Genomic DNA, 14,225 nt, shown 5'->3' on the forward strand with positions numbered 1-14,225 from the left:
CCTTTTCTCCCCTTCTTATGGATAGGTAGGTAAAAGAGGAAGACCTTCTCTTTCCTCATATCCGAATAATAGATTCATATTTTGTACTGCTTGACTGGCTGCGCCTTTCATCAAGTTATCGATAACAGAAACGATGGTCACCCTTCGCGTTCTTTCATCAACAGTTAATCCAATGTCACAATAATTCGAACCGTACACGTCTTTCGTACAAGGGAATTCTCCTTCTTCCCTTACTCGTACAAATGGGTGAGATTCATAATAAGAGGTGTAACGATCAAGAAGATCTTGCGTTGAAAAATCTTCATTTAGCGAGAGATAAATCGTGGCCATGATTCCCCTTGTCATCGGTACTAAATGAGTAGAAAATGTAATCGGTTTGGCTTCTGGATTCCACTGCTTCAGCTGTTGTTCTACTTCTGGAATATGCTGATGTTTATTGACTTTGTATATTTGGAAGTTCTCCTGGGTATGAGCAAAGTGGGTAATCGGATTAGGATTTTTACCTGCTCCTGAAACCCCTGACTTTGCATCAATGACAATGGAAGAAGGATCTGCTAATTGCCCTTCTACTACAGGACCCAAACCAAGTAGTGCAGCGGTTGGATAGCACCCTGGGTTGGCAATGACATCTGCCTTTTCAATTGCCTCTTTATTCCACTCCGGCAAACCATATGTCGTCTGATCTAACAATGATCCCGGTGCCGGTTCTTTCTTATACCACTTTTCATAAGTGCTTGAATCCTTAAGCCTTAAATCTCCAGATAAATCGATGACCTTCGCATGCCCTCCAACAAGCTTTGGTGTGAGATTACTAGATACGCCTGCTGGTGTTGCTAAAAAGATGACATCAAGGTCTTCCTTCATTTTCTCAGGATTCAGGTCTTCCAGCTGATGCTTACCATCCACATTTAACTGGTTGTAAATATCTTCAAAATATTCTCCTGCTTGTGATGAGGAAAATAAGGTGAGTGCATCAATTTGTGAATGAGAGGTGAGCAGCCGAAACAGCTCTATACCGCCATAACCGGTTGCTCCAACTATTCCTGCCTTCAATTTAAAACCACCTCTATGTATATTTATAATAATAACTGTATATTTACAATATTATTAACCCTACTCAGCTATATGTCAATAGCCATTTTTCCACTTCTTCGACAATTTACATTTCTGTAACGATTTCTATGCCATCCAAGACCATGCAAATAAAAAAATAGACCGAGGGACATGCCCCGGTCTATTTTCACTTTTATTAAATGATTTTTCAGCTTAGAACTTCTTTTCCATTAAGCCTTAATCCAGGCATAACGATTCCAACCTGTTTGAGAAAGGTGGACCGGGAATACACCGGTCTCTCTTCCACCACTTTCTCTAATAGTTGTACGAAACCAAATAGAATTATATAGAAAACGATTGGAAAATGTTCTTTTCGTTCATAGGATACACTTCTTGGTCCATAAGATGATTGATGATGACCTTATTTCTGTGGACGGCAAGACCCAGGTTCGTGGACCCTACCCCATGGGTATGAGAAATTCCACTATGGACATAAATTTCGTTCTCTGATGGCTCCTGCTGTTTGAGACGATAATCCGCTGTAACTTTATAGCGGCCATCCTCGTCCCATTCAAGAAAATTCTCCAGGTGATGGACAAAAGCAGGTACGTTCGGTTTATATCCTGTAGCTGCAATGACTATTTCACTCTCATGATTGAACTCCTGTTTCTTTTGCCAATGATAACAGCTTAACTCATAAGTACCATCTGCCTTCTGCTTAATATCATTGACTTCACTAAGCACCTGGAGGCCAACATCCAGTTCATCACGGCCGATCGAATATTCATACAACAAATTGTATATATCGTTGATCGTATGATTGCTAATCCCTTTATAATAAAGGCCCTGGGAGGCGAAGATTTCGTCCTTCTGCTTCTGTGGAAGCTGATAAAAGTAATTCACATAGTCAGGTGAAAAGTGCTCCAAACTTAGTTTTGATTCTTCCATAGAAGCAAAGCCTGGTGAACGGGTAATCCAATCCAGTCGAAATCCGCAGTTTCTCTGCTCCTTCAACAATTCACGGAAGGTCTCCGCAGCACTTTGCCCTGAGCCTACAACTGTGATGGATTTCGCGTGACGGCAGCGCTCCTGATTAGGAAGGAAATTTGCTGTATGGAAGACATCATTTTCAGGAAGGCCCTGGAAGGATTTCGGCATGACCGGTTCGCTCCCTGTCCCCATTACCAAATTTTTTGCACGGTAAGCCGATGTTTCATTTGTCGATAGATCTGTCACTTCCACCTCATAATAAGCTTCCGTTTCTTTGATGTGGCGCACACCTGTAACACGCTTTCCAAACTGACAGCTGTCCAATTGTTCTGCAACCCATTGGCAGTAGTCATTGTATTCACGCCGTGGAATATCTAACCTTTGTAAAAAATAGAACTGATACATCCGGTCATTTTTGCTGATATAATTCAAAAAGCTATACGAGTTCGTAGGATCTGCCATCGTTACTAAGTCAGCAAGAAAAGGAACCTGCAATTTCGTCCCTTCAATAAGCATCCCTGGGTGCCAGTCAAACCCTTCATTTTGTTCAAAGAACAGACTGTCCACCTGTTCAAACCCATCCAGCAAAGCTGCTAAGCTGAGGTTGAAAGGTCCAACCCCTACGCCAATTAAGTCATACATCTTCTCTTGTTGTCCCATCAAAATTCACTACTCCTTTTTCCGAAGAAACATCCTCTTCAGAAATCTTTACGCTAGTTATATGGTACCATAATCACACGAAAACTATAATAGCGATAAAACAGCTGCATTCAGAGGTGAATTTATTGAACAAAATAACTTTGGAAAAGGTAACGAACCGAAATGACTTATTGGATTATTTACTGATGGCAGATGAAGTTGAGGCCATTGTTCTAGAATACATCAATGAAGGAGAAATGTTTGAGGTGTTCTACGAAGGCCAATCCGTTGGCGTCTGTTTATTTACTTTTCATGATCAGCAAACAGCCGAAATTAAAAATATAGCGATCCTTGAGGATTACAGAGGCTTAGGAATAGGCCGCAAGATTATTCAGAGCGCTGTCACCTATTATAAGGAGAAAGGCTTTCAGCAGCTTCTCGTTGGCACAGCTAATTCAAGCATTGGGAATTTTGCCTTTTATCAAAAAGCCGGCTTCCGTTTTTATGATATCCGAAAAAATTTCTTTCTCACTTATCCTGAACCCATTTTTGAGAATGGTATAAGAGCCATGGACATGATTGTTTTCCAACTTCCCTTAGGAAACTAACTTGGAAAAAATCTTTGTCAAGATTCGCTATAATTTATTAGAAAATTCTAATATTTTTCAGAATTTTTAAAAATACTGTTGAAATTTCAATAGAGTTGAAATATACTTTACTCAAGTTATTGAAAACGGTTTCAAAAAAACAACTATTGTTTTAGCAAGCATTTATCTCTATTTATTTAGATATTTTTGAAATCGGTTTCAATAATTCATAAGCAAGAGAGGAGGTTTGATAGTGGTAACGATTGACGATGTAGCCAGGTTGGCTGGACTCTCTAAATCAACTGTTTCAAGGGTGATCAACAACTATCCCCACGTTTCTCCAGCAAAAAAACAAAAGGTATATCAGGCTATGGATACACTTGGCTATGTCCCGAATTCTTCTGCACGTAGTCTCCGGAATAAAAAAACGCAAATGATTGCAGTCCTTGTCCCAAGACTCATGAACCCTTTCTTCGGTCAGTTGGTTGAATCCATGGAGATCGAAGCTACTAAAAACGGGTTTCAATTATTGATTTGTCAGACGATGTATTCCAAGGAGACAGAGCTTGGTCACTTGGAACTTTTGAAGATGAAACAAGTGGATGGCATGATATTAGCTTCCCTGGAAAACGAGTGGGAAACCGTTTCTGAATACTTACCTTATGGACCTTTAGTAATGTGTAACGAGTTTGAGGATTCCGCTAATATCCCTATTATTAAGCTGGATCAAATCCACGGAGGATATATAGCGACGAAGCACCTGCTAAGGCAAGGACACCGCAGGCTTGCCTATTGTACAGGCGGCCATAAGAGCATGGTTGGCAAACATAGAAAAATTGGTTTTGATAAAGCCCTGAAAGAACATGGTTTAACGTTTGATAAAAGGTACGGGTTTTTCAATGCCTACTCCATTGAACATGGTATTGAAGTATTTAAGCAGATCCACCAGATGAAAGACCCTCCTACCGCAGTTTTTACAGGCAGTGATGAAGTTGCTGCCGGTATCATAACCGGTGCGAAAGAATATGGCGTTGATGTCCCTGGAGACCTTTCAGTTATCGGCTTTGATAATCAAGTGATTTCAAAGATCATGGATCCGAAGATTTCCACTGTTGAACAACCGATTGAGCTTATGGCACGACAATCCATTCAGGTTTTGATTGAGACGATTAAAAGGCAGGATTTCCCTAAACGAGAGCGGTACGAATTCCCTCTCGAACTCATCATCCGAGAATCAACAGTACGAGGCCCATTAAGGGCTATATAACATTGAACAATAACTAGGAGGTTAATTGATGAAAGCAAAACTATGGTTTTTGTCTATCCTTTTCATTTTGGTATTAGCATTAGTCGGCTGCAGCGGAGGCGGAGATGACTCAGGTTCTGAAGATACAGGTGGAGAAGAAGGAACTTCAGAAAACAGTGAAGGCGAATCTTCCGATGAAGTCGTCACATTAACGTGGGCACGTGGTCAAGACTCTACACAAGCTTCTGAAAAATTGATTGAGGAGTTCAACAAAATGAACCCTAACATCCAAGTTGAACTTCGTGAAATGCCTTCAGACACAGGTCAGCAGCACGATGCTTATGTAACTCAGCTAAACGCTGAATCCTCTGAAATCGACGTCATGGATATGGACGTTATCTGGCCTGCAGAGTTCGCTCAAGCAGGATACGTTCTTGAACTAGACCGTTTTATCCAACGCGATGGAATTGATATGGACAAGTACAACCAGGGTGCGGTCTCTGCAGCAAACTTCAACGGAAAACAGTGGGCAATGCCTAAGTTCATTGATGCTGGTATGCTTTTCTACCGTACAGATATTGTCGGTGAAGATGAAGTACCTCAGACATGGGATGAGCTAATTGAATCAGCACAGGCTAAACAAGGTGAAGAAGGTACTGAATTTGGTTACCTTATGCAAGCAAAACAGTATGAAGGATTAGTGACAAATGTTGTTGAATACATCGCTTCTTATGGCGGCGAAATCCTGGATGATAGCGGAGAAGTAGTAGTTAACAGCCCTGAAGCAATCAAAGGAATCTCTAAACTAGTCGAAATTGCAAACTCTGATTTCGTTCCTGGAAACATCAACACATTTACAGAAGTAGAATCTCACACAGCGTTCATCGAAGGTCAATCTCCTTACATCCGTAACTGGCCTTACCAATGGAACCTTGCCAACGATGAAAATGAGTCTGAAATCGTAGGAAATGTTGGTGTCGCTCCTCTACCAGCTGGTGATGAAGGCAGTGCAGCCGCTTTAGGCGGGTGGATGGCTGGAATTAACAAATATTCTGAGCATAAAGAAGAAGCTTGGGAATTCGTTAAGTTCATGACAGGACCAGAAGGCCAGAAAATCTCTGCGATCTATGGTGGACTAGCTCCTACCCTTCCAGAATTATTTGAAGATGAGGAAATTCTAGAAGCCAACCCATTCTTCAAAGAAGAAGGTTTCCAAAAAGCACTAGAAGGTGCCGTATCCCGACCAGTTGCACCTAACTACCCTGAAGTTTCTGAAATCATTCAGATCAACGTATCAAAAGCAATCGCTGGCGAGCTTTCTCCTGAAGAAGCAGCGGCAACAATGGAAGAAGAACTAAACAACGTCATGCAATAAATTGGTTAAACCGATTTAGCCTTCAAGTTGTACGACAACTTGGAGGCTGAATCCTTTATGCCCCAAAAGGAGGGACTATCTTGGCAAAGAGCTTAAACGACTCGCAGAAGAAGGAAAGAAGACTTGGTTATTTACTCGTCGCCCCTTCATTGATACTTATTTTAGCCATTGCAATATGGCCTGTTATCCAGTCCTTTTACTTTAGTTTATTTGACTATCGCTTGAACGACCCTGCAAAATCCGATATCCACTTTTCCTACACCTTAGACTTAGAACAGTATTTAGACAGTCAGCCTTTCTTAATTACTGCACTTGAAGATGAAATCGAAGAATCACCTCCACAAGTTGCTTCAACATTAGAAAATATTAAGAGCAACATGCAAGCTTATGATGAAGAATTAGTACAGGATGAAGATATTGCAGAACGATATGAGCAAGTGAATGAAAAACTCTTCAACTTTGAAATCCCTAGTGATGATTTAAAGTTCGTTGAGATCGATCGCTCATTTGGCGAAGACTTCAAGGAAACCTTTGAACAAGTAGAGCGGCGTTTGAACGAACTTGAAGATCAAGAAGCATTGACTGATGCAAACCGACTGACAGGTTTAGCAAATGCAATAAATGACAGCATTATCGAACCAAATTTCATCGGTTTTAGCCACTATGAAAAAAATCTAACGGATACACGTATGTGGCGTTCCTTAATGAATACGGGGATATTCACCCTCGTTTCCGTTGGTTTTGAGCTTGTACTTGGTATGGGAATAGCACTCTTGATCAATAAAGCATTCTTCGGACGTGGGCTCGTGCGTGCTTCGATTCTGATTCCATGGGCCATTCCTACAGCGGTATCCGCCCTCATGTGGAAATTCCTTTATGATGGTCAGAACGGTATTGTTGCCCACTTCTTTGAACAGATTGGAATTATCGATTCTATGAGTAGTCTTTTAACCACACCGGTGGGGGCTATGGCAGCCGTTATTTTAACAGATGTATGGAAAACCACTCCATACATGGCATTATTGCTGCTAGCAGGACTACAAACCATTCCTACCTCTCTGTACGAAGCAGCGAGTATTGATGGTGCCAACAAGTGGAAACAGTTCCTTAAGATCACGTTACCTTTAATGAAATCTAGTATTCTAGTAGCTCTCCTTTTCCGTACGTTAGATGCGTTCCGCGTATTTGACTTGATCTTCGTTTTGACAGGCGGTGGACCAGCGAACTCAACGGAAACAATCTCGATACTCGCCTACAAAGTCATGTTCTCACAAACGAACTTCGGAGAAGGCTCTGCGCTTGCCGTTATTGTCTTCATTTGTGTAGCGATTATCTCGGCGATCTATATTAAGTTCCTTGGTTCAGACCTTCTTGGGGACGGAGCTAAAAAATAAAGGAGTGAGAAGAAATGAATAAAAAAGCAGGCGTTCGTTTTTACCTGTTCTTAGCGATCTTTGTATTTGTCATTATGTTCCCGTTCCTTTGGATCCTTCTTAGCTCCATTAAACCTTTATCGGAGCTCTTCGGTCCTCAAGCGTTCAATTGGTTTACAAGCGATCCGACGTTCCAAAGTTACGTGTCCGTATTTACAAACTATCCATTCTTAACTTATTTATGGAATAGTACAGTGATATCTACTATTACGACTGTCTATACCGTGTTCGTAGCAGCTTTTGCTGCCTATGCAATTGCGAGGCTTCGCTTTCGCGGGAAATCCATTATTCTGGGAGTTGTATTATCCGTTTCAATGTTCCCGCAAATTGCAACCATCTCCCCTATCTATATTTTCTTGAAAAATGTAGGGCTTACAAACAGCTACTTAGGGTTGATCATCCCTTATACGACATTTGCTTTGCCACTTTCGATCTGGTTACTAGTGACGTTCTTCCGTAAGATTCCTTTTGACTTGGAAGAATCAGCAAAGATGGATGGGGCATCTATGATGCAAACGTATTTCCGTATCATTTTGCCGTTAGCGATCCCTGGGATTTTCACAACAGCGATTCTTGTGTTTATTGCAGCATGGAATGAATTCCTATTCGCTTTGACGATCAATACAGCGGAAAGCTACAAAACTGTTCCTGTTGGAATCGGGATGTTCCAGGGTCAATACACGATTCCCTGGGGAGAAATCTCAGCTGCTACAGTTATCGTAACGGTACCGTTAGTCATCATGGTCCTATTCTTCCAGCGTCGTATTGTCTCTGGTTTGACTTCAGGTGCCGTCAAAGAGTAATGAGAGGAGAATAAATTTATGTCAAAATCCACTCAGTGGTGGAAAGAATCAGTTGTCTATCAAATCTATCCCAGGAGTTTTAATGACAGTAACGGGGATGGGATCGGTGATATTGAAGGGATTATTCAGAAGCTTGACTACCTCGTAGAACTCGGAATCGATGTGGTTTGGCTCTCCCCGATTTACAAATCTCCGAATGATGATATGGGATACGATATTAGTGATTATCAAGACATCATGGCAGAGTTCGGAACACTTGAGGATTGGGACAGACTGATTACTCAAATGCATGAAAAAGGCCTCAAGCTCGTCATGGACCTCGTTGTCAATCATACATCTGATGAGCATCCATGGTTTGTGGAATCAAGGAAATCGAAAGACAATCCTTATCGAGACTACTATATTTGGCGACCACCAAGCGAAGATGGAAAAGAGCCAAATAACTGGCAGTCGTTTTTCAGCGGATCTGCGTGGCAATATGATGAAGCGACTGAAGAATACTATCTGCACTTGTTTACGAAAAAGCAGCCGGACTTGAACTGGGAGAACCCTGAAGTTCGTCATAAAGTATACGATATGATGAGATGGTGGCTGAATCGCGGTGTGGATGGTTTCCGAATGGATGTTATTAATCTCATTTCCAAAGTGGAAGGGCTGCCAGATGCCCCTATTGCTAAACCTGAAGAAAAATATCAATGGGGCAGTGATTATTTTGCAAACGGTCCCCGCTTTATGGAATTCATGAATGAAATGAAAGAAGAAGTGCTGGACCATTATGATATTCTCACTGTTGGTGAAACTGGATTCGTCACCCCTGAAGAAGGAAAACAGTTTACCAACGAAGATGATGGTGTCCTGTCTATGCTCTTCCAATTCCAACATATGGACATCGATGCTCAGCCTGGCGGACAAATGGGCAAGTGGGAGATCAAAGACTGGAAGCTTACCGAATTAAAAGAAATCATGTCTAAGTGGCAAGTTGAGCTTTACAATAAAGGCTGGAACTCTTTGTATCTGGAAAATCACGATCAGCCCCGCTCGGTATCGCGATTCGGCGATGATGGTGAGTACCACAAGGAAAGCGCGAAGATGCTTGCTACCTGGTACCATATGATGCAAGGGACACCTTATATATACCAGGGGCAAGAGCTCGGTATGACGAACGTCCACTTCCCTTCGATTGAAGATTATAAAGACGTAGAAATCATTAACTTATGGAATGACCTTGTGGAAACCAGAGGCTATGACCCGGACAAAGTCCTCCACTCTATCCATGAAAAAGGTCGTGACAACGCACGTACCCCTATGCAGTGGGATGATTCAATGAATGGTGGATTTACAGAGGGAACCCCGTGGCTCAAGGTGAATCCAAACTACAAAGAAATTAATGCGGAAGCAGCCTTAAAGGATCCAGACTCTATTTTCTATCACTATAAAAAGCTCGTCCAGCTACGTAAAGAGCATGATGTAATGGTTTATGGTGAATACAAGCTCGTCTGGGAAGGCGATGAGCAAGTTTATGCTTATACTCGTTCTTACGAAGATCAGTCTCTTCTCGTAATTGCAAACTTCAAAAAAGGAGAGCTTGAACGAGATTGGCCAGACAGCTTCAATTACAATGAAAGTGATGTTTTGATTCAGAATTACGATGAAGCTCCTAAAGTTGAAAATGGCAAGCTGACACTCCGTCCTTACGAAGCTGTCGTGTATAAGTTTTAATAGGAAAAGCGGCCCTTGTGGGGTCGCTTTTTTTATTGTTCCTTAACTGTGTGTGATTGTTCACTAACTCTGAAAGATTGTTCCTTAACTACGAAAGATTGTTCCCCAGCGTGCTCCAATTGTTCCCTAACTTACTCGCATTGTTCCTTATCCCTAATAAGCAAGACATCATTTTCATAAAAAACCAAAATGTGCACATGCTAACCAAAAATCTACTTGAAAGGGGCATGTGCGGTGAAACGGGATAAAACGGAAGGCCAGAACCAAAAGCAAAACGACAACCAAAAAGATAATAAGACTCCCCCTCGCCCACTCATTCCTTCTGTAGAGCAAAGTGTCGATTTCATTAAAGAATCACTCGGAAATAGCTCCGACCTTGTTATAAGAAAATTTGTGATCAGTAAGTCTCCGTGCGCTGTATTGTATATAGACGGAATGGTGAATAAGGATACGATTCAGAATTTCATTATGGAAGCCCTCATGCTTGAGATGCCGCCTAAACGTGCCTCTGTCCGTCGTTTATATGAAATGATCAAAGATGCTTCATTACCTATCGGTGAGCTTAGTGAACTAGATAATTATGAAGATTTGTTCAAACGATTATTATCTGGTGAAACGATCTTTCTGTTAGACAGAGAAGAAAAAGCTCTAGCAGCAAGCACCAGAGGCTGGAGAGACCGTGGTGTACAGGAGACAACTTCAGAGAGTGTTATTCGCGGGCCTAAAGAGGCTTTTACAGAGACGCTGCGTACCAACACCTCCATGCTAAGGAGAAAAATTAAAGACTCGAAACTCAGAATTGATGCTAAAAAAGTTGGAAAGATGACAAACACGGATGTAGCCGTCATTTACCTCGAGGGGACCGCCCAGGAATCTGTCGTCAAAGAGGTTCATAAACGGCTCGACCAAATTGATATCGATGGAATTCTTGAAAGCGGCTATTTAGAAGAGTATATCCAAGATGCCCAGTATTCGCCTTTTCCAACGGTCTATTATTCAGAAAAACCCGATGCGATTGCAGCAGGAATTATGGAAGGACGTGTAGCCATCATCACCGATGGAACACCTGATGTTTTACTGTGCCCTGCCCTATTCGTCAACTTCTTTCATTCTAGTGAAGATTACTATCAACGTGCAGACATCGGAACACTAATCCGTATTTTACGATTGATTTGTTTTAACATCGCTTTATTTATGCCGTCTTTGTACATCGCTTTTACGACCTTCCATCCTGAGATGATCCCATCTCAGTTACTGGTCAGTCTTGCTGCTCAAAGAGAAGGAGTTCCTTTCCCTGCATTCGTTGAGGCAATGATTATGGAATTAACCTTTGAGATTTTAAGAGAAGCCGGTGTCCGGTTACCGAAGCCTGTAGGTTCAGCCGTCTCCATTGTTGGTGCTCTCGTACTCGGGAACTCCGCCGTGCAGGCGGGTCTTGTTTCACCAGCAATGGTCATCGTCGTTGCAATTACAGCGATCAGCAGCTTCGTTGTTCCGGCTTATAACATGGCGATTCCGATCCGAATCTTAAGATTTATTTTCATGACCCTAGCAGCTACTTTTGGTTTGTTCGGCATCATCCTTGGCTTAATAGCCATGGTCTTTCACTTATGCAGTTTAAAATCGTTCGGCGTCCCTTACATGTCACCTTTCGCTCCTTTCGTACCCAAGGATCAGAAGGACGTTTTGCTTCGCCTTCCCCACTGGGGGATGTTTTCCAGACCAAGCTCGCTTGTGAAAGAAAATGAAAAACGAACAAGCCCATCATCAAAGGAGAACTAATCATGAAGTGTAAATCGAAGTCTCTTTCTATCATTACGCGAACGATACTTGTGATGAGCTGCTTACTAATCCTGTCAGGATGTTGGAACAGCCGTGAATTGGATGAATTGGGAATTGCTGTTGCTATTGGTATTGATAAGGACAGTGATGATCATTATCACGTCTCCGTACAGGTGATCAACCCTTCTGAAATTGCAACAGATGCGCCGACTACCCGACCTCCAGTATCTACTTATACAACAACTGGTGAGACGTTGTTTGAAGCATTCCGTAAGCTTGCCAAAAAATCTCCAAGGAAAATTTACTTCTCGCAGCTGCGATTAGCTGTCCTGGGGAGTGAAGTTGCAGAAGAAGGCATCATGCCTATCTTAGATTTTCTATATAGAGATCATGAATTTAGAACATCGTTTTACGCCATAATCGCCAAGAATGCTCCTGCCGAAAGTGTGTTGAGTATCATTACTCCGTATGAAAAAATTCCAGCAAATAAAATGATGAGCACCTTAGAAACAACAGAAAAGAACTGGGCCGCTACAAAAGGAGTATCGATTGATAAGTTAATCTCGGCCATTAAAAGTAAAGGAGAAAACCCTGTCTTAAGCGGCATCGTCTTAATCGGGGAAGAAGATATCGGAACAAACATCAGCAACGTTGAAAACGTTGATTCGCCTACAAAACTGGAAATTGATGAGCTTGCTATTTTTAAAGAAGACAAGCTGATTGGATGGTTAACGGAAGAAGAGAGCCGGGGATTGAATTTTGTTACAGGAAACGTGAGCAGTACCATTATCACAGATTCTTGTGAAGGTGAGGATGGTAAGTTAAGCGTTGAAATATTAAGATCGCAGGCTTCTATGAAGTCAAAGATCAATGGTGACAAACCTGTTGTGACTATTGACGTCGAAACAGAAGGAAATGTGGGAGAAGTAGAGTGTAAGATCGACCTTAGTAAACCGGAGTCTCTTGATAAGCTCAATAAAAAAATAGACCAAGCAATTAAAGAGATTATTGTAGCAAGTATTGAAAAAGGCAAAGAGTCCGGCAGTGATATCTTTGGATTTGGGAACGTTGTCCATCGTGATAACCCTAAGTATTTTAAAAAAGTCGAAAAAGACTGGGATAGCCAATTCAAAGATTTAGAAGTCGAAATAAAAGTGAAGACAGAACTCCGAAGAAAAGGAACTATCACCCAGCCAATTAACAAGGAAGGATAGTGATCGAAAGATGTGGCACACCATATTAGTAATTTCTGCTTCGCTTGGTATCTTTCTATTAGAATTCCCAAGGCTGAGACGAGCCAAAAAAAAGAAGGAAATGTGGTACTTCACCATCCTGCTTTTCATTATGACCTTCATTGCCGTTCTAGAAAGCAGAGGAGTAAAACTGCCAAACCCGCTAGATTATATTCAATCTTTTTATCGGACCATTCACTCGTGGTTTGGGTTATAACAAATGGAGAAAGGATCGAATGGTATGGATAAACAAATCATGGATAATCAAAAAATAAGTCCCCGTCAATACATGCTGATTGTCATCCTATTTACAATCGGAAGCTCGATCCTAATCGTCCCAACTCCTCTAGCTGCCCAAGCAAAGCAAGATGCCTGGATCTCGTTAATTATTTCGATTTTGGTAGGAAGCTGCCTCATCCTCTTTTACAATAAAATCGGTGAATTATCTGCGGGAAAAACTTTCGTTCAAGCGGCTAATGATGTATTCGGCGCATGGTTTGGCAGAATTCTCAGCTTTTTTTACCTATCCTTCATCTATATTCTAGCGGCACTTGTTCTAAGAAACATCGGGGATTTCATGACAACTCAAATCATTCCGGAAACTCCACTGCAGTTTACACACATTCTCTTTCTACTTGTCATAATCGGAAGTGCTTATTTAGGAATAGAAACGATCGGACGCTCCGCAGAAATATTTATGCCGTGGTTAATTCTATTATTGCTGTTTTTGACCATTTCTTTGGCACCCCAAATCAGTCCGGATAACCTTAAACCTATGTTCGGAAATGGTGTGACTCCAATTTTAAGTGCTTCAACCATTCTTGTAGGAACGCCACTATTGGAGATGGTCGCACTTTTAATGATTTTTCCGTATGTAAAAGAAAGCAAAAAAACTAGACACGGGTGGCTATTGGGAATGTTGTTTGGCGGGGGTGCGCTATTTTTGATTACTCTATTATGCCTTCTAGTGCTGGGTAGTGATCTTACTGCCCTAAACGCTTACCCTATTTATAGGATTGGGCAGAAAATCAATATAGCAGGCTTTTTAGAAGGGTTGGAAATCATTGTAGCTATCATATGGATGATCACCATCTTCTTCAAGCTGATCGTTCTTTATTATGCATCTTCCGTTGGCATCGCTCAATTTTTGAAGATAGACGACCACAGACCTTTGCTTCTCCCCCTAGGAATTGGAATGGTGGTCCTATCGATCATTGCCTATCCTGACGTAGCCTATTTCGAGACATTTGTGGGTGACATATGGTTATCCTATGCACTCACTCATGGGCTCTTCTTGCCTTTCCTATTATGGATCGGTCTTGTCATAAAAAAGAAAAAGAAAGAAAAGCTAACGGCATAAAAAGGT

12 protein-coding genes are annotated in these 14,225 nt (G+C 41.6%); 10 read left to right on the forward strand and 2 right to left on the reverse strand.

The window, feature by feature from the left end:
- Window positions 1–15 precede the first annotated feature (15 nt).
- Both argC and ACRYKC_RS00695 read right to left on the reverse strand, forming a co-directional pair.
- Entirely contained in the window at window positions 16–1,053 is a 1,038-nt protein-coding gene (argC, locus tag ACRYKC_RS00690; RefSeq protein ID WP_433804726.1) for an N-acetyl-gamma-glutamyl-phosphate reductase, read from the reverse strand.
- A 342-nt stretch (window positions 1,054–1,395) separates the two neighbouring features.
- On the reverse strand, window positions 1,396–2,703 hold the full coding sequence (locus tag ACRYKC_RS00695; protein WP_433804727.1) for a lysine N(6)-hydroxylase/L-ornithine N(5)-oxygenase family protein: 1,308 nt from the start codon (window positions 2,701–2,703) through the stop codon (window positions 1,396–1,398).
- A 116-nt stretch (window positions 2,704–2,819) separates the two neighbouring features.
- On the opposite strand from ACRYKC_RS00695, the gene ACRYKC_RS00700 reads away from it, so the two are divergent.
- From ACRYKC_RS00700 to ACRYKC_RS00745, 10 genes are all read left to right on the forward strand, one after another.
- Window positions 2,820–3,290: a GNAT family N-acetyltransferase gene (locus ACRYKC_RS00700; protein WP_433804728.1), complete on the forward strand. Its 471-nt coding sequence runs from the start codon at window positions 2,820–2,822 to the stop codon at window positions 3,288–3,290.
- Between the two features lie 232 nt (window positions 3,291–3,522).
- Window positions 3,523–4,536: a LacI family DNA-binding transcriptional regulator gene (locus ACRYKC_RS00705; RefSeq protein ID WP_433804729.1), complete on the forward strand. Its 1,014-nt coding sequence runs from the start codon at window positions 3,523–3,525 to the stop codon at window positions 4,534–4,536.
- 28 nt (window positions 4,537–4,564) lie between these two features.
- Window positions 4,565–5,890 (forward strand): ABC transporter substrate-binding protein, encoded by a 1,326-nt coding sequence (locus ACRYKC_RS00710; protein ID WP_433804730.1) that lies wholly within the window; start codon window positions 4,565–4,567, stop codon window positions 5,888–5,890.
- A gap of 80 nt (window positions 5,891–5,970) precedes the next feature.
- Complete coding sequence (locus tag ACRYKC_RS00715; protein ID WP_433804731.1) at window positions 5,971–7,284, forward strand: carbohydrate ABC transporter permease; 1,314 nt, start codon at window positions 5,971–5,973, stop codon at window positions 7,282–7,284.
- Between the two features lie 14 nt (window positions 7,285–7,298).
- Window positions 7,299–8,126, forward strand: a complete 828-nt coding sequence (locus ACRYKC_RS00720; protein WP_085027784.1) for a carbohydrate ABC transporter permease — start codon at window positions 7,299–7,301, stop codon at window positions 8,124–8,126.
- A gap of 18 nt (window positions 8,127–8,144) precedes the next feature.
- Window positions 8,145–9,845, forward strand: a complete 1,701-nt coding sequence (locus ACRYKC_RS00725; protein WP_433804732.1) for a glycoside hydrolase family 13 protein — start codon at window positions 8,145–8,147, stop codon at window positions 9,843–9,845.
- A 234-nt stretch (window positions 9,846–10,079) separates the two neighbouring features.
- Window positions 10,080–11,627, forward strand: coding sequence for a spore germination protein (locus ACRYKC_RS00730; RefSeq protein ID WP_433804733.1), 1,548 nt, complete (start codon window positions 10,080–10,082; stop codon window positions 11,625–11,627).
- 2 nt (window positions 11,628–11,629) lie between these two features.
- Window positions 11,630–12,841 (forward strand): Ger(x)C family spore germination protein, encoded by a 1,212-nt coding sequence (locus ACRYKC_RS00735; RefSeq protein ID WP_433804734.1) that lies wholly within the window; start codon window positions 11,630–11,632, stop codon window positions 12,839–12,841.
- 10 nt (window positions 12,842–12,851) lie between these two features.
- A complete protein-coding gene (locus ACRYKC_RS00740; RefSeq protein WP_433804735.1) occupies window positions 12,852–13,076 on the forward strand; it encodes a hypothetical protein in 225 nt (74 codons plus the stop codon).
- A 24-nt stretch (window positions 13,077–13,100) separates the two neighbouring features.
- Complete coding sequence (locus tag ACRYKC_RS00745; protein ID WP_433804736.1) at window positions 13,101–14,219, forward strand: GerAB/ArcD/ProY family transporter; 1,119 nt, start codon at window positions 13,101–13,103, stop codon at window positions 14,217–14,219.
- Window positions 14,220–14,225: the final 6 nt, after the last annotated feature.

The sequence above is a fragment of the Halobacillus sp. A1-3 genome, from assembly GCF_050971765.1.
Classification (GTDB): Bacteria; Bacillota; Bacilli; order Bacillales; family Halobacillaceae; genus Halobacillus; species Halobacillus mangrovi_B.